We start from the raw sequence: 16570 nt of genomic DNA, 5'->3' as shown, positions 1-16570 counted from the left end.
AACCAGATTGCTTGGGGTTATATGGTCAAGTGAAGAAGCGCATACGGTGGATGCCTTGGCAGTCAGAGGCGATGAAAGACGTGGTAGCCTGCGAAAAGCTTCGGGGAGTCGGCAAACAGACTTTGATCCGGAGATGTCTGAATGGGGGAACCCAGCCATCACAAGATGGTTATCTTGTACTGAATACATAGGTGCAAGAGGCGAACCAGGGGAACTGAAACATCTAAGTACCCTGAGGAAAAGAAATCAACCGAGATTCCCTTAGTAGTGGCGAGCGAACGGGGACTAGCCCTTAAGTGGCTTTGAGATTAGCGGAACGCTCTGGAAAGTGCGGCCATAGTGGGTGATAGCCCTGTACGCGAAAATCTCTTAGTCATGAAATCGAGTAGGACGGAGCACGAGAAACTTTGTCTGAATATGGGGGGACCATCCTCCAAGGCTAAATACTACTGACTGACCGATAGTGAACTAGTACCGTGAGGGAAAGGCGAAAAGAACCCCGGAGAGGGGAGTGAAATAGATCCTGAAACCGTATGCGTACAAGCAGTGGGAGCAGACTTTGTTCTGTGACTGCGTACCTTTTGTATAATGGGTCAGCGACTTATTTTCAGTGGCGAGCTTAACCGAATAGGGGAGGCGTAGCGAAAGCGAGTCTTAATAGGGCGTCTAGTCGCTGGGAATAGACCCGAAACCGGGCGATCTATCCATGGGCAGGTTGAAGGTTAGGTAACACTGACTGGAGGACCGAACCGACTACCGTTGAAAAGTTAGCGGATGACCTGTGGATCGGAGTGAAAGGCTAATCAAGCTCGGAGATAGCTGGTTCTCCTCGAAAGCTATTTAGGTAGCGCCTCATGTATCACTGTAGGGGGTAGAGCACTGTTTCGGCTAGGGGGTCATCCCGACTTACCAAACCGATGCAAACTCCGAATACCTACAAGTGCCGAGCATGGGAGACACACGGCGGGTGCTAACGTCCGTCGTGAAAAGGGAAACAACCCAGACCGTCAGCTAAGGTCCCAAAGTTATGGTTAAGTGGGAAACGATGTGGGAAGGCTTAGACAGCTAGGAGGTTGGCTTAGAAGCAGCCACCCTTTAAAGAAAGCGTAATAGCTCACTAGTCGAGTCGGCCTGCGCGGAAGATGTAACGGGGCTCAAACCATACACCGAAGCTACGGGTATCACGCAAGTGATGCGGTAGAGGAGCGTTCTGTAAGCCTGTGAAGGTGAGTTGAGAAGCTTGCTGGAGGTATCAGAAGTGCGAATGCTGACATGAGTAACGACAATGGGTGTGAAAAACACCCACGCCGAAAGACCAAGGTTTCCTGCGCAACGTTAATCGACGCAGGGTTAGTCGGTCCCTAAGGCGAGGCTGAAAAGCGTAGTCGATGGAAAACAGGTTAATATTCCTGTACTTCTGGTTATTGCGATGGAGGGACGGAGAAGGCTAGGCCAGCTTGGCGTTGGTTGTCCAAGTTTAAGGTGGTAGGCTGAAATCTTAGGTAAATCCGGGGTTTCAAGGCCGAGAGCTGATGACGAGTTGCCTTTAGGCGACGAAGTGGTTGATGCCATGCTTCCAAGAAAAGCTTCTAAGCTTCAGATAACCAGGAACCGTACCCCAAACCGACACAGGTGGTTGGGTAGAGAATACCAAGGCGCTTGAGAGAACTCGGGTGAAGGAACTAGGCAAAATGGCACCGTAACTTCGGGAGAAGGTGCGCCGGTGAGGGTGAAGCACTTGCTGCGTAAGCCCACGCCGGTCGAAGATACCAGGCCGCTGCGACTGTTTATTAAAAACACAGCACTCTGCAAACACGAAAGTGGACGTATAGGGTGTGACGCCTGCCCGGTGCCGGAAGGTTAATTGATGGGGTTAGCTAACGCGAAGCTCTTGATCGAAGCCCCGGTAAACGGCGGCCGTAACTATAACGGTCCTAAGGTAGCGAAATTCCTTGTCGGGTAAGTTCCGACCTGCACGAATGGCGTAACGATGGCGGCGCTGTCTCCACCCGAGACTCAGTGAAATTGAAATCGCTGTGAAGATGCAGTGTATCCGCGGCTAGACGGAAAGACCCCGTGAACCTTTACTATAGCTTTGCACTGGACTTTGAATTTGCTTGTGTAGGATAGGTGGGAGGCTTTGAAGCGTGGACGCCAGTTCGCGTGGAGCCATCCTTGAAATACCACCCTGGCAACTTTGAGGTTCTAACTCAGGTCCGTTATCCGGATCGAGGACAGTGTATGGTGGGTAGTTTGACTGGGGCGGTCTCCTCCTAAAGAGTAACGGAGGAGTACGAAGGTGCGCTCAGACCGGTCGGAAATCGGTCGTAGAGTATAAAGGCAAAAGCGCGCTTGACTGCGAGACAGACACGTCGAGCAGGTACGAAAGTAGGTCTTAGTGATCCGGTGGTTCTGTATGGAAGGGCCATCGCTCAACGGATAAAAGGTACTCCGGGGATAACAGGCTGATACCGCCCAAGAGTTCATATCGACGGCGGTGTTTGGCACCTCGATGTCGGCTCATCACATCCTGGGGCTGAAGCCGGTCCCAAGGGTATGGCTGTTCGCCATTTAAAGTGGTACGCGAGCTGGGTTTAGAACGTCGTGAGACAGTTCGGTCCCTATCTGCCGTGGACGTTTGAGATTTGAGAGGGGCTGCTCCTAGTACGAGAGGACCGGAGTGGACGAACCTCTGGTGTTCCGGTTGTCACGCCAGTGGCATTGCCGGGTAGCTATGTTCGGGAAAGATAACCGCTGAAAGCATCTAAGCGGGAAACTTGCCTCAAGATGAGATCTCACTGGAACCTTGAGTTCCCTGAAGGGCCGTCGAAGACTACGACGTTGATAGGTTGGGTGTGTAAGCGCTGTGAGGCGTTGAGCTAACCAATACTAATTGCCCGTGAGGCTTGACCATATAACACCCAAGCAATCTGTAGACTCGAAAGAGACCAGATTGCGGTGTGTGAAGACGCAATGAACCGAAAGTTCGATGCTCACAAAACACCTAGCTGTCACATACCCAATTTGCTGAAGCGAGGCCATCCGGTCACGAGTCAGTACCCGAATTTCTTGACGACCATAGAGCGTTGGAACCACCTGATCCCATCCCGAACTCAGAAGTGAAACGATGCATCGCCGATGGTAGTGTGGGGTTTCCCCATGTGAGAGTAGGTCATCGTCAAGATTAAATTCCGAAACCCCAATTGCGAAAGCAGTTGGGGTTTTGTTTTGCCCGTTGAAAAGTTTTACTCGCGACAGCGAACAAATTTGCACAGTTATTTTCGAATTAGAACACTAGAATAGCCCCACCTTTTTCGGAGCCAGAGCCTTTATGTCAGATCCGGTTGGCGCCCAAGGGCTGTCAGAATTACCGCTGGAAGACTTGGTGGCCTGTCACGAGTGCGACCTGCTGATGCGCAAGCCAACCCTTGCTCATGGCGAAAAAGCCCTCTGCCCACGTTGCGGTTACGAACTGTATGCCCATCGCCATAATGTGGTGCAGCGCAGCCTTGCCCTGGTGATTGCGGCATTGCTGTTGTACATCCCGGCAAACTTTTTACCCATCATGCAGCTCAATATCCTCGGGCAATCCTCGCAGGATACGGTATGGAGCGGCGTGCTCGGTCTGTTCAACACTGACATGCAGGGCGTTTCGATCGTGGTATTTCTGTGCAGCATGGCCATACCGCTGCTCAAGCTGCTCTGCCAGTTGTTCGTTTTACTCACAATTCGCTTCAATGTCGGCCGCAGCTATGGTCTGTTGCTCTACCGCATTTATCACCACCTCAAAGACTGGGGCATGCTTGAGGTCTATCTCATGGGCGTCCTTGTCGCGATCGTCAAACTGGCGGACATGGCGGCCATCACCGTCGGCCTCGGTCTGGCATGTTTCATCGGTTTGTTACTGGTTCAGGTCTGGCTCGAAGTGGTGATGTCGCCGCATCAGATCTGGCAGGCGTTATCAGGAGAAGATGCCCATGCGGGCGATTGATGCAGGCATTCTGATCTGTACCGAATGCCACGAACTGAACAGGCAGGATACCGACAGCGATGTGCAGACCTGCACCCGATGCGGTGCGCTGGTTCACGTCCGGCGGCCCAATAGTCTCGCGCGAACCTGGGCGTTGCTGATCACGGCCGCGATTATCTACATCCCGGCCAACGTACTGCCGATCATGACAGTCAGCTCGCTTGGTCAGGGGGATCCCAGCACGATCATGTCCGGTGTCATCCAATTGGTGCAGCACGGCATGATTCCCATCGCCGCCGTGGTGTTCATCGCCAGTATCCTGGTGCCGACATTCAAGCTGGTGGGCATCGCGCTGCTGCTGTTTTCCGTACAGCGCCGCCAGCCCTTGTCCGCACGTCAGCGGATCTGGATGTACCGCTTCATCGAGTTCATCGGCCGCTGGTCGATGCTCGATATTTTCGTGATCGCCATTCTGGTGGCGGTCGTCAACTTCGGCCGGCTTGCCAGTGTCGAAGCCAATCTTGGCGCCATCGCCTTCGCCACTGTGGTGATTCTGACGATGCTCGCCGCTGTCACTTTCGATCCCCGACTGATTTGGGATAACACGGAGTCGGACGCCGACCATGACTGATTTGCCTGTAGCGAAAACCCGACCGGCTTCGAACTGGTCTGCCATCTGGGTGCTGCCCCTGATCGCCCTGATTATCGGCGGCTGGCTCGGCTGGCGTGCCTACAATGAAACCGGTATCGAGATTCAGGTGCGGTTTGAAAGTGGTGAAGGCATTCAGGCCAACAAGACCGAAGTGGTCTACAAAGGCATGCCGGTCGGCAAGGTGAAAGCCCTCAAGCTCGATGATGAAGGCAACTCCAAAGGTGTCATCGCAACTATCGAGATGAACAAGGATGTCGATCAGTACCTGAAGACCAGTACCCGTTTCTGGCTGGTCAAACCGAGCGTGACGCTGGCCGGGATCACGGGTCTGGAAACTCTGGTATCGGGTAACTACGTCGCTATCAGCCCTGGTGAAGGCGAACCGACCCGAAAGTTCAAGGCCTTGGCCGAAGAACCGCCGCTGTCGGACTCCAAGCCCGGCCTGCACCTGACGATCAAGGCCGATCGCCTCGGTTCGTTGAATCGCGGCAGCCCGGTGTTCTACAAGCAGATCAAAGTCGGCCAGATCAAGAGTTACGTGCTCTCGGAAGACCAGAGCACGGTCGAACTCAAGGTGTTCATCGAACCGACCTACGCCAAACTGGTGCGCAAACACACGCGGTTTTGGAACGCCAGCGGCATCAGCATCGACGCCAACCTGTCCGGCGTGAAAGTGCGCAGCGAATCCCTGGCCAGCATCGTCGCCGGCGGTATTGCCTTTGCCACCCCGGAGAACCGCAAGGACAGCCCGCCCACCGATCCAAGCCTGCCGTTCCGTCTCTACGAAGACTTCGATGCGGCCGCCGCCGGCATCCGCGTGAAGGTCAAACTCAGCGATTTCGAAGGCCTGCAAGCCGGGCGCACTCCGGTGATGTACAAGGGCATTCAGGTGGGCAACCTGAAAGCGCTGAAGATCGATCCGGACCTGTCCAGCGCGACCGCTGAGCTGACCCTCGATCCGTTGGCCGAGGACTATCTGGTCACCGGCACGCAGTTTTGGGTGGTCAAACCTTCGATCTCCCTGGCCGGCATCACCGGTCTGGAAGCGCTGGTAAAAGGTAACTACATCGCCGTACGTCCGGGCGACAAGGGCGGTGCGCCACAGCGTGAGTTCGAGGCCCGGCCCAAAGCGCCGCCGCTGGATCTGCGCGCACCCGGCCTGCACCTGGTGCTGTTCACCGACACCCTAGGCTCGATCGATGTCGGCAGCCCGATCCTCTATAAGCAGGTCAAGGTCGGTTCGGTACAGAGCTATCAGTTCTCCAAGACCCGCAAGCAACTGGTAATCGGTGTTCACATCGAGAAGGAATACGAAAACCTGGTCAACGCTTCGACCCGGTTCTGGAACGTCAGCGGTGTCACGCTGACCGGCGGTTTGACCGGCGGCATTCAGGTCAAGAGTGAATCGTTGCAGACCCTGATGGCCGGCGGCATCGCCTTCGAAACGCCGCAAGCCAAGGCACCGCTGCAAAAACGTATTCCGCGTTTCCGTCTGTTCGCCAACCATGATGAAGCGAATCAGAAAGGCGCCGTCGTCACCATCAAGGTCGATCGCGCGGACGGTCTGCGCAGCGGCACCCCGGTGCGCTTCAAGGGGCTGGACGTCGGCAAGATCGAAAGTGTCGACCTGACCGATGATCTGCAATCGGTGATCCTCACCGCGCGCATCACCGAAGTCCCGGAGAAGATCGCCCGGGTCGGCAGTCAGTTCTGGGTGGTCAAACCGGAGTTGGGGCTGATCAAGACCTCGAACCTGGAAACCCTGGTCACCGGCCAGTACATCGAAGTGCAACCGGCGGCCAAGAACCTCGGCCCGCAGAAGAACTTCGTGGCCCTGGCCAATGCGCCGGAAGTCACCAAGCAAGAGGCTGGCTTGAGTCTGGTACTGAGCGCTGCCCGTCGTGGCTCGCTGAAACCGGGCGTGCCGGTCACCTACCGTGAGATCACCGTAGGTAAAGTTACCGGTTACGAACTGGGCCAGACAGCGGATCGCGTGTTGGTACACATCCTGATCGAACCGAAGTACGCGCCACTGGTGCGCAGCGGCAGTCGCTTCTGGAACACCAGTGGCGTCGGTTTCGACATCGGGCTGTTCAAAGGCGTAACGGTGCGCACGGAGTCGCTTGAGACAGCTATTCAGGGCGGCATTGCCTTCGCCACGCCGGACGGCGAGCAGATGGGCAACCCCGCGCGCGCCGAACAAACCTTCCCGCTGTTCGACAAGTTCGAAGACGAGTGGCTGACCTGGGCGCCGAAAATCCCCCTCGGCAAATAATCCGGGAAATATGAGGCGTCGTTGAGGACGCCTTCGCGGGCAAGCCCGCTCCCACAGGTTTTTGTGTTGAATACAAATTTGTGTAAGACATCAATCCCTGTGGGAGCGGGCTTGCCCGCGAATAGGCCCTGTCATTCAGCACAAAATTCCAAGACATGAAAAAGGGCCGCGATCCAATGGATCGCGGCCCTTTTTTGTGCCCGTCAGTTACGCATCAAACCGCATCCAGCTCCGGCTCGTCGGCCTGGACATTGACGGTGGCCTTCACCACATCGTGGCGACGGATGTACTTCCAGTCCGCCTCGTCGATGTAGATCCCGGCCGGGCCGCTGCCGCCTTCCAGGTCGATGGCGACACTGGCGCAGACCTGCGGCTTCACGCTCGCCAGAATCGGCACGAAGCCCAGTTGCAGGCTGGTTTCCAGCAGCGCAGCCTGGTTCTTCTCGTCGATGTCCGCCGCCTCGTCGAGGTAGTACGGCAGGCGCACGCGACCGGCCAGGTCGCGGTCCATCAAGTGCAGCAACAGGTACATGTTGGTCAGCGCCTTGATGGTCATCGTGGTGCCGTTGGACGCTGCGCCATCGATGTCGGTGTGGATAACTGGCTGGCCGTTGACCTTGGTGATCTCGAACGCCAGTTCGAACAAGTCCTTGAGGCCGAGCTGGTTGTGGTTCGCCGCCACCAGCCGCGCCAGGTATTCCTTGGCCTCTTCGTTCTTGTTGTCCTGTTCCGCACTTTGGCTCAGGTCGAACACCGACAGGGTTTCGCCTTCTTCGTACTGACCGGCGCTGTGGATGATCTGGTCGATGTGCTTGAGCGCTTCCTTGTTCGGCGCGAGCACGATGCGGAAGCTCTGCAGGTTGGACACCTGACGTTTGTTGATCTCGCGGTTGAACAGCGCCAGTTGGTGCTCGAGGCTGTCGTAGTCACTGCGGATGTTGCGCAGGGTCCGCGCGATATCGGTCACGGCGGCACGACGCGCCTTGCCCAGGGTCAGGGCTTCGTCGGTACGGTGCGCGTAAGCGTTGATCAGCAACGACAGACGGCGCTCCATATCGTCTTCACTGTCGAACTTGGCCACGCCCTTGAGGCGCACCTGCGCGTACAGCGCCTCGATCTGGCCATCGGCGCGCAGCAGGCCTTGCCAGCTGTCCTGATAGTCATTGAGCAGCGGCAGCAGGTTGTCCATCGAATCGTCGACCGGATCCATGAACGGTGTGCCGAACGGCAGGTCCGCCGGCAACAGCTGACGACGGCGCAGGGCGTCGTCGAGGGTGCGTTGCTTGGCTTCCATATCGGCGATCTGCCGGCCGACCAGTTGCAGCTTGGCCGACAGCTGCTGGACGCGCTCGGTGAACGCATCGCTGGAACGCTTGAGTTCGTCCTGCGCGGCTTCCATCTGCGCCAGTTGCTCCAGCTTGTCGCCTTCTTCGGCGCTCAGGGTCTGGGTGCGGCGGAAGTCTTCCAGCGCTTTCTGCGCATCCAGCACTTGCTGGTACAGCGCTTCTGTCTGGGTCTTGCTCGCGGCGCGGTCCGCGGCCACGGCTTGCTGGGTCTTGAGTTGCTTGAGCTCTTTTTCCAGACGCTCTTTCTGATCGCGCAACGCGGCACGGTCGGCCAGCGCTTGCAGAGCCGGCGGCTCGATGTGCGAGATGTCGATCGAAAGGCCCGGCACTTCGAAACGCTCGCCCTTGAAGCCGTCGAGGATCAGTTCGACGGACTTCACCCACTCGCCATCGTCGTCGAGGGTGATGCCGTGTTCGCCCAGCGGCAGGCTGAACAGCGCGCTGTTGAACAGACGCATCAGGCGCTCGACGTCCTGTTGCGAGAATTCTTCGCGCAGGCGGGCGTAGCTGTTGTTGTCGGCGTGATCGAGTTGCTGCTTCACCGACTTCAGACGCTTTTCCAGATCGCGAAGACGTTCTTCGAGATCCTCGGCGCTGAACTGGCGGGACTGCGCCAGCGCACCGGCCAGTTCGTCGTGAGCGTCCTTGGCTGCCAGCAATTGCTGCTCAAGAACCTTGACGTCATCGACCAGGGCAAAGCGGTTCTTCAGCACCGACAACTCGCCGAGCCAGCGCTGGATGCCGGAGATTTCCCGCTCCAGACGCATCAGTTCCTGAGTGCCGCCACGCTGATCGTTTTGCAGATCGTCCTGCTCGCGACGGTAGTGTTCGGCCTGAATCGTCAGTTCTTCCTTGCGCGCCGTGGCGTAGTCCGACCAGGTGCCGAGCAACGAGTCGAGCAGCGGCGACAGGCGATGCAGTTTGCCGCGCAGTACGTCGCGCTGTTTCACGCCGTTGGCCAAGGCTTCGACCAGCGGGCCGGCAGCCACCAGCGAGTTGTAGTCCTGTTCCATGCGACGCACATCGCGGAAGGCTTCTTCGCACGCGGCGATGTAATCGACGCTGCCAGAGCGCAGGCTGTGTTCGAACGCATCGAGGAACAATTGCTTGAGCTTGGCCGCGGTGATTTCGCGCATGTGCAGCAGGTTGATGAACAGCGCGCGGAAGGTCTTCAGGCTCTGCTCGCTGGTGGAGCGCAGCGGGATCAGCGTCAGATCCAGCGGGATCGACGTGTGACCGCCAACCAGCAAGCGACGCAGCTCATCAGGCTTGAGTTCGTAGGCTTTCAGGCCTTCTTTCTCGAGGTTGCTGAATAGCTCTTTCTGCCGCAGGCAAGTGTCGTTTTTCTGGTAGTGCGCCAGATCGAGCTTGCCGGCGTAGGCAAAGAACTGGTGACCGAAACCGCCGCCCGGGCCGCGACCGACCACGCCGATCACGTGCGGGCCATGAGGCAGGTTCACTTCGACGAGGATGTAGCTGGTGTCGGAGGCAAAGTAGAAACGCCGGGACTGCTCCAGGCTGTACTTGCCGAAACTCATGTCCGACATGCGCGCCAGGATCGGGAACTGCAAGGCGTTGATCGAGGCGGATTTGCCGAGGTTGTTTGCGCCGTAGACCGACAGCGGTTCTTCCAGCGGGAACAGGCCGAGGCTGTAACCGGCGGTGTTCAAAAGGGCAAAACGGCGGATGCCGTAGCGTTCCTGGCTCATGCGTCGGACTCCTGTTCTTCGGCAATGGCGCGGGCCAGTGCGTCTTCTTCGCTCTCTTCCTCAAATTCGCTGAGATCGAGCGGGTCGTCGGTGGCGAGGAATTTCGCCTCGGCCTCTTCGTCGATCAGCACCGGTGCCGGCAGGGGCAGAACGCTGTGCACGCTGGCCGCCAGATCGCGGTCCTGCTGAACCGACAGGCAGACGTCGAGGAACCGGTGCATCGGCGGCAGGAAACGGTACACGCCGTTTTCCTCGCTGGCGAAGCCGAGCTGAGTCATGCGGCGCATGATTTTTTCTTCGAGTTCTTCGACGGTCTGTACTTCGGCCTGGATGAACAGGTCGCGGTACTTTTCCAGCAGCGACGGCAGTTCTTCACGGCCGAGGCTGCCACCGTCGAGTACGGCGATCGGGTCGCGGCCCTGATCGGCCAGATGTTCGACCAGGATGAAAGTGAACAGCGCCAGGCGCTGGGCAGTCTTGTTCACCGCCGCAGCCGCCATGTCCGGCACGAAGTAATAAAAACCACGGGTGTCGCAGACCAGTTCGAAGCCCAGTGCCTTGAACAGCGTGCGGTATTGGTCCTGGAAGTTCGACAGTTGTGCGTACAGCTCCGGGTCGCGGCGGCTGACGTGGTAACCCTTGAACAGCTCGCGGAAGATCGGCGCGAGTTGCGACAGTTCGGATAGATCAAGATGCATTGGGGATGCTCGCAGAATCCTCGGCGGCGGTGTCGCCGGCCGAGAGCAGGGCGAAGGAGCGCAGGCTGACCTGGTGCTCGTGAGTGTGATATTCGCGGCGTTCCAGACGCTCGCGCTTGAAGCGTTTTTCCCGCGACAGGCGCGAGAACCAGTAAAGCAATTCGTCGGTCGCGCCGTCCGGTTCCTGCTCCAGCAGCCAGGTCATCAGATCCGGCATCGGCAGGGACTCTTCGCAGCGGTCGACCATCTCGCGCACGGTGCGCGGTGCACGCGGGGCATCGCCGGTCTTCTGCGCTTTGTGCGCCTTGGGGAAGCGCGCCGGTTTCGGCTCGAAACGGGCCAGGGCGTAGACGTAGGCTTCAACCTGGCTGGCACTGCCGAGGAAGGTGCTTTGCGGCCGGGTGAACAGCGGCATCGCGGCTTGCGGCACGGCGTCGATGCCTTTGCGGCGAATCGCGGCGAGAGCCAGCGCCGCGCCACGGGTCACGGCATTGTGTCGGCGCGCTTCTTCACGCAGAGGCAGCAGCAGTTCCCGGGCGTGACGCAGGGTCAACTGGGCGCTGGTCTGCATTTCGAGGATGCGCGCGTGGGTGCGCAGCAGCATGTCGTCATCGACCAGATGGCCGAGGCGCTGCTGTTCGCTGAGCATCTTCAGCAGCACGGTTTCGACCTTGCGCACGCCTTGCTCGAAGGCGCCGTCGGCGTTCACCAGATCGATCATCGGCTCGACATATTCGTCCCAGGTCGCCAGCACTTCGGCATAACGCTGACGCAGCGGGATCTGCCGGTCGCTGGTCTTGGCCCGTTCGGCCACGGCCACCAGCGCCTGTTCGTCGTTGTCGAGTTTCTTCAGAACGTCGCGCACGCGCATGTCGAGCAGACGCAATTGGCGGGCCAGATCATTGCCGTCGCGGACGTCGAATGCATCCTGAATGTAACCGGCCAGACGCTCGAGGTGCCGCAGATAGGCTTCGATTTCCAGGCACAGGCCCAGACGGTGTTCCCGGCGCAGGTAGGCGAGAAAGTCGTGGATCTGTGCATTGAGCTCGAAACGGTTCGGGCTTTTCGCCACGGGAACCAGAATGTCGAGGCGGATCCACACGTCGAGCAGACTGGTGATGTCCTGCGGCGTGCTGTCCAGTTGTTGGGCGGCCAGTTGCGTGCGCAGTTCGTTGAGGCTCAGGGTGCCCTGGTCGAAGTGCTCGCACAGTGGCTCCAGAAGTGCCCAGTGTTCAGCGAGGGCGCGCAAGACGCGCTTGGGTTCGATCATCGGAATGGCCGGCTGGTTGGCGATTAAAAGCCGCGATTGTACTGCATCACGAAGGATGCGATTCACTCTCGGGACGGGCTGTCGCTTTTCTTTGCGTCAAGGTATCGATCAACAGCGGGCGATCTTGAGCGAAGGGCGGTAGAATCAGCGCACTTCAGTTATCCACAAGTGGCCGACCCTTGCTAATCGAGTCCCGCCGCCGCGCCTATTTGAACGCCATGCAGGTGGTCAACTGGCTGCCGCGCACCGAATTGCCCTTTGCCGCACCGTCGCGGCCCGAGCTGCTGGACATGCCCGAGCCCGAGCCCGGGATTGCCGCGCCGGTGATTCCGGCAACCCCGGCCGAAGCGCCGGAGCAGCCGGCTGCGCGTCCGGTCGAGCGGCCGAAGATCGAGGTTCCGCGACCTTCGCTGGCCAGCACCCGTACGGGCGCCAAACCGGTCGAAGAAGTCGACGACACACCCGTGGTGGCCAAGCCGGCGCCGGTGCCGCCACCGCGTTTCGCCCTGCAATTGCTGCGCGCCGGCCGTTGCCTGCTGCTGGTGGAGTTACCCACAGGCGAAGCCTTCCAGTCGCGCGATCCTGCCTATCTGTTGCTCAAGGACATGCTGCGTGCCGCCGGCCTGCCGGACGCGCCGCAGATTGTCGGTGAGCCGGTGCGCTGGCCATGGCTGAATCGCGGCACGATGGATCAGGGCCCTGAAGCGGCCCGGGATTTCGTCCAGGGTTTCCTGTCGGTGCAGATGGAGGCGGCGCCGTGCGCCTGCCTGTGGCTGATCGGCCTGCCGGCGGTGCGCTTTGCCGGTGAGGCGGATGCCGAAGCGTTCAACCGTGAATTGCAAATCGAGGGTCTTGGCCTGGCGTGGGCCGTGCCGGGGCTGGAATTGTTGATGGAAGAGCCACAGCGCAAGGCCGCCGTGTGGCAAGCCATGCGTCGGCTGATGGCGCGCTGGAAAGAATCGAATGAGTGACGCTGTATCGTTTCGCCCGATGACCGAGGCGGATCTGGACGCCGTGCTGAAGATTGAATTCGCCGCGTACAGCCATCCGTGGACCCGCGGGATTTTTCTCGATGGCCTGGGCAAGTACCAGATCTGGCTGATGTTCGAAGGCGAGCAACAGGTGGGACACGGGGTGGTGCAGATCATTCTCGATGAGGCGCATCTGCTCAACATCACGGTCAAGCCGGAAAACCAGGGGCGCGGGCTGGGGCTGACCCTGCTCGAATACCTGATGTCCCGCGCCTACGCCGCCAATGCCCGGGAATGTTTCCTGGAAGTGCGCGACAGCAACACCTCGGCGTTTCGCCTGTATGAACGTTATGGCTTCAACGAGATCGGCCGACGTCGGGATTACTACCCGGCGGTCGGCGGGCGTGAAGATGCCGTGGTCATGGCCTGCACGCTCGTCGACTGATCCTTTTTAAAAGCTTCGCGAGCAAGCCCGCTCCCGCAGGTTCTGGTGTCGTATACATAATTTGAGTACAACCCGGATCCCTATGGGAGCGGGCTTGCCCGCGATGGCGTCCTGTCAGGCAATACCAATCAGCGGTTGCCATCCAGCGGATCACGCCGCGCCAGTTCCGCTTCATCCAGCCCATTGCCGCCGCCGATGTCGTCCTCGTCGACCACGCTCAGATCCCAATCGGCCTGATTGCCTTCTCCGAGTTCCTGGGCATCCCGGGCGCCATCTTCACGGATCAGGGTTTCCGGGCTGAGGTCGTCGTCGGTAGGTTCATGATCGGCGGTCGATGCCCCGGTCAAACCGGCTTCGCGCACGCGGTCACGGGGCATCAACTGTTCGCGCTCGCGTTCAGGCAGTTCATCGCCGATCTTCGCACTGGGCTCTTCGTCGTCGAAATCCAGCTCGTGCACCGACCCCATGCGGTCTTCGTTATCATCGATGGGCTCCGGTTGCACCGCATCGTACGGACGTCGTGAATCAGTCATGGCAAATCCTCATACTGTGGGCCTTACTGAGGTGGACTCACCAGGCGCGCGAGAATTCAAAGCAAATCACCCGCGATCCCTGCGTGACCCCGACGGGCGGTCGACTGTCATACCAGCGCATCTTTCTTGAGGCCTTACAGCATGCATGACTTACAAGACCTGATTGATAACAACGAGCGTTGGGCTGACGCGATCACCAAGGAAGACCCGGATTTCTTCGCCAAGCTGGCCCGTCAGCAGACGCCTGAATATCTGTGGATCGGCTGCTCCGACGCACGGGTGCCGGCCAACGAAATCGTCGGCATGCTGCCGGGCGATCTGTTCGTTCACCGCAACGTCGCCAACGTGGTGCTGCACACCGACCTCAACTGCCTGTCGGTGATCCAGTACGCGGTGGACGTTCTCAAGGTCAAACATATCCTGGTGACCGGGCACTACGGCTGCGGCGGTGTGCGGGCGTCGATGCAGGATCGCCAGTTCGGCCTGATCGATGGCTGGCTGCGTTCGATCCGCGACCTGTACTACGAAAAACGCGAAGAACTGGCCAAGCTGCCGACCGAAGAAGAACAGGTCGACCGTCTGTGCGAGCTCAACGTGATCCAGCAAGTGGCCAACGTCGCCCACACCAGCATCATCCAGAACGCCTGGCATCGCGGGCAGAGCCTGTCGATCCACGGCTGCATCTACGGCATCAAGGATGGTCGCTGGAAAAGCCTGAACACCACGATCAGCGGTTTCGAGCAATTGCCGCCGCAGTACCGTTTGCGTCCGGTCGGCGCGCCTTGATCGGTCGTTCAGCGTAAACCTTGCCGACGCCGCCAGTTCAGCAAATAGCGCTGGCCTTCAAGATTGGGTGTTTCGTCGTAACCGGTGATCCACCCACGGCAGTTCGAGGACCCGCAACCACAGGCAAACTGCCGCAGCAGTTTGTCTTCGGTGGCGGTGTAATCGATGGTCAGCCTTTCACCCTCCACAATATCGCGCAGGGCCCATACCCATAACTCGCTCATGTCGAGAAAGGTGTTCGGGTCGCAGGAATGCTCGAACGCGCCGCAAAAACGCGGATCGTAGAGGTGGATACCGGCCAGCAGTTGCCGGGTCTGCCGGCATCGATAGGGCAGCAGTTGGCCAGAAACCCGGCACATTCGGGTGATACGCAGGAATGCCCGGCATGCTACGACAGCGGTGGCCACGCCCTCGGGATCGTGAACAATCTCGAAATCCTGCTTCGACGGAAATCCCATGCGCACGGGGAGCCCGGCAAAAGGATAAATGCCCTCGGTATCGCGCGCCGGTTTACCCGGTAGTGCGTAAGTGTTCATAACGGTCCCTGTTGGCTTCGGTGTCGCGACTTCCCTCGGCTGGCGTCCTGTCAGTCCTGCAACACGATGATTGGATCCAAGATCGCGCAAATCACACTAACGGTCTACTGTCAGATCTGACAGGCGAAATAGACGCTTTCCCGGGTCAGCCAGGGCTGACACGGGAAGAACGTCCGATTGCTCAGAGGTGGGCGGCGGGCGCGACCATGTCCGGCAATGGGCTTTTCAGCTCTTGCAGCTGGGATTTGACCGGTGAGGTCGAGCAGGTTTTGTCCGCTTGTGCCACGGTCTCGTTGCGGATCGTGGTGTAGAACAGCTCGCAGGTCTTGGCTTTCTGCGTCACTTGCCAGGTCTGGGTACAGCTGTTGAGCAGTGTCTTCGGATCGATGCCCGGTTTGCTGCCCATTCCGGCCTGCCAGCAGGCAGCGCTCAAGTCTTGTCCCATCACCTTCAGACCGGCCGCATCGGCCTTGGCCTGGGCATCGTCGCCGGTGTAGTTGCTCGGGTCGGCGGCGTACCAGATGTAGCTCGGGTGGTTGGAACCCAGCACCGGTACGTTCACCCCCGCGCTCGGGCTGATGGTCGCCAGGCCCAGTACATTCACGGTCGCACCGTATTGCTGCTTGATCCAGTTACGCACCGGCGCACCAAAGGCAACCATCGGCAGCACGGCGCCGCTGGCGTTCTGGCTGACCTGCTTGACCATGGTGGTCTGGTAGTCCTTGAAGTAGTCGTACACGCCTTCCAGATCCTTGCCGGCGCTGGCAGGCGCGGCGATCGGGGCGATGTCGACGATGGTCTGGTAGGCCGGCGTCTGGTCGGCGGGGATGCCATTGTCGGTCAGCAGCGCGGCCCAGCGGTCGGTGGTGTTCGAGCGCAGGTAATCCTGGGCCTGGGTCAGCGAGTAATCCGGCGGGAAGTGCAGCAGCTCGACACTCTTGCGGTTTTCCAGGGCCATGCCCAGTGGCAGGAACAGGTACCAGCTGTACGCCCATTTGCCGTCGGCGTTGAGCTTGCTGGCGCCGTTGTACGCCAGATCGCCGGCGTCCAGCAGCGCGGTCAGCGGTTTGTCGTAGCCCTGTGGTACGCCGCTGATTTCGGCATAGAGCTGATCGTTGTCGTTTTTCACCAGCACTTTGGCGTTGGTGTAGCCGTCACGCTGCACGCTCTGGCTCAGGTAATGGGCGACGGTCTGCTCCAGCGTCCAGTTGCGAAAGCAGATCACACTGCAATTGTTGGGGTAGGCGAAGAGGCGGGTGACGCGTTCGGTGCTGCCCAGTTTCAGCTCGACATCGGCGTGGGCGGCGGCGCTCAGCGTGAGCGCCGCGAGGGTGAGGCCTGCAAGTTTCAACATGCTCAGATCCTTTTCAGCGAGGGTA

Annotated in this window: 12 protein-coding genes and 2 rRNA genes; 8 read left to right on the top strand and 6 right to left on the bottom strand. The window is 59.3% G+C overall.

All coding sequences use genetic code 11. The annotated features are described in order from the left end of the window. The first annotated feature begins 23 nt into the window (after positions 1-23). The 5 genes from PDR5_RS24305 to PDR5_RS24285 all read left to right on the top strand — a co-directional run bounded on the left by PDR5_RS24305 (position 24) and on the right by PDR5_RS24285 (position 6897). Positions 24-2914: ribosomal RNA gene (locus tag PDR5_RS24305) — 23S ribosomal RNA — on the top strand. 154 nt (positions 2915-3068) lie between these two features. Continuing rightward, positions 3069-3184: ribosomal RNA gene (rrf, locus tag PDR5_RS24300) — 5S ribosomal RNA — on the top strand. Between the two features lie 147 nt (positions 3185-3331). Beyond that, positions 3332-3991: a paraquat-inducible protein A gene (locus PDR5_RS24295; RefSeq protein ID WP_039766393.1), complete on the top strand. Its 660-nt coding sequence runs from the start codon at positions 3332-3334 to the stop codon at positions 3989-3991. Beyond that, positions 3978-4601, top strand: coding sequence for a paraquat-inducible protein A (locus tag PDR5_RS24290; protein WP_064599434.1), 624 nt, complete (start codon positions 3978-3980; stop codon positions 4599-4601). Before PDR5_RS24295 ends, PDR5_RS24290 begins: the two co-directional genes overlap by 14 nt. Beyond that, positions 4594-6897, top strand: a complete 2304-nt coding sequence (locus tag PDR5_RS24285; protein WP_064599432.1) for a PqiB family protein — start codon at positions 4594-4596, stop codon at positions 6895-6897. The genes PDR5_RS24290 and PDR5_RS24285 overlap by 8 nt, the downstream gene beginning before the upstream one ends. Before the next feature lie 214 nt (positions 6898-7111). Here the strand turns inward: PDR5_RS24285 and mksF are convergent, their stop codons facing one another. The 3 genes from mksF to mksB are packed head-to-tail and all read right to left on the bottom strand — an operon-like array spanning position 7112 to position 11920. Next, positions 7112-9952 carry an Mks condensin complex protein MksF gene (mksF, locus tag PDR5_RS24280; protein WP_064599430.1) on the bottom strand — a complete coding sequence of 947 codons (2841 nt, stop codon included), beginning with the start codon at positions 9950-9952 and terminating at the stop codon, positions 7112-7114. Beyond that, complete coding sequence (gene mksE / locus PDR5_RS24275; protein ID WP_011335946.1) at positions 9949-10650, bottom strand: Mks condensin complex protein MksE; 702 nt, start codon at positions 10648-10650, stop codon at positions 9949-9951. The genes mksF and mksE overlap by 4 nt, the downstream gene beginning before the upstream one ends. Then, positions 10640-11920, bottom strand: coding sequence for an Mks condensin complex protein MksB (mksB, locus tag PDR5_RS24270; protein WP_172829508.1), 1281 nt, complete (start codon positions 11918-11920; stop codon positions 10640-10642). The genes mksE and mksB overlap by 11 nt, the downstream gene beginning before the upstream one ends. Before the next feature lie 218 nt (positions 11921-12138). Between mksB and PDR5_RS24265 the strand changes: the two genes are divergently transcribed. Continuing rightward, a complete protein-coding gene (locus PDR5_RS24265) occupies positions 12139-12891 on the top strand; it encodes a hypothetical protein (protein WP_064599426.1) in 753 nt (250 codons plus the stop codon). Beyond that, positions 12884-13336 (top strand): ribosomal protein S18-alanine N-acetyltransferase, encoded by a 453-nt coding sequence (gene rimI, locus PDR5_RS24260; RefSeq protein ID WP_039766383.1) that lies wholly within the window; start codon positions 12884-12886, stop codon positions 13334-13336. Before PDR5_RS24265 ends, rimI begins: the two co-directional genes overlap by 8 nt. A 128-nt stretch (positions 13337-13464) precedes the next feature. Here the strand turns inward: rimI and PDR5_RS24255 are convergent, their stop codons facing one another. After that, entirely contained in the window at positions 13465-13869 is a 405-nt protein-coding gene (locus tag PDR5_RS24255; protein ID WP_064599423.1) for a hypothetical protein, read from the bottom strand. Positions 13870-14010: 141 nt separating this feature from the next. On the opposite strand from PDR5_RS24255, the gene can reads away from it, so the two are divergent. Continuing rightward, entirely contained in the window at positions 14011-14655 is a 645-nt protein-coding gene (gene can / locus PDR5_RS24250; RefSeq protein WP_007951756.1) for a carbonate dehydratase, read from the top strand. Between the two features lie 8 nt (positions 14656-14663). Here can and PDR5_RS24245 read toward each other — a convergent pair whose 3' ends face one another. Continuing rightward, positions 14664-15191, bottom strand: coding sequence for an SET domain-containing protein-lysine N-methyltransferase (locus PDR5_RS24245; protein WP_064599421.1), 528 nt, complete (start codon positions 15189-15191; stop codon positions 14664-14666). Between the two features lie 181 nt (positions 15192-15372). Further along, the gene (locus PDR5_RS24240; protein ID WP_064599419.1) at positions 15373-16545 is read right to left on the bottom strand and encodes a hypothetical protein; all 1173 of its coding nucleotides are present in this window, start codon (positions 16543-16545) and stop codon (positions 15373-15375) included. Between the last annotated feature and the right edge of the window lie 25 nt (positions 16546-16570).

This window comes from Pseudomonas sp. DR 5-09 (assembly GCF_001655595.1).
Taxonomy (GTDB): Bacteria; Pseudomonadota; Gammaproteobacteria; order Pseudomonadales; family Pseudomonadaceae; genus Aquipseudomonas; species Aquipseudomonas pharyngis.
This window is presented reverse-complemented; position numbering and strand designations above follow the sequence as displayed.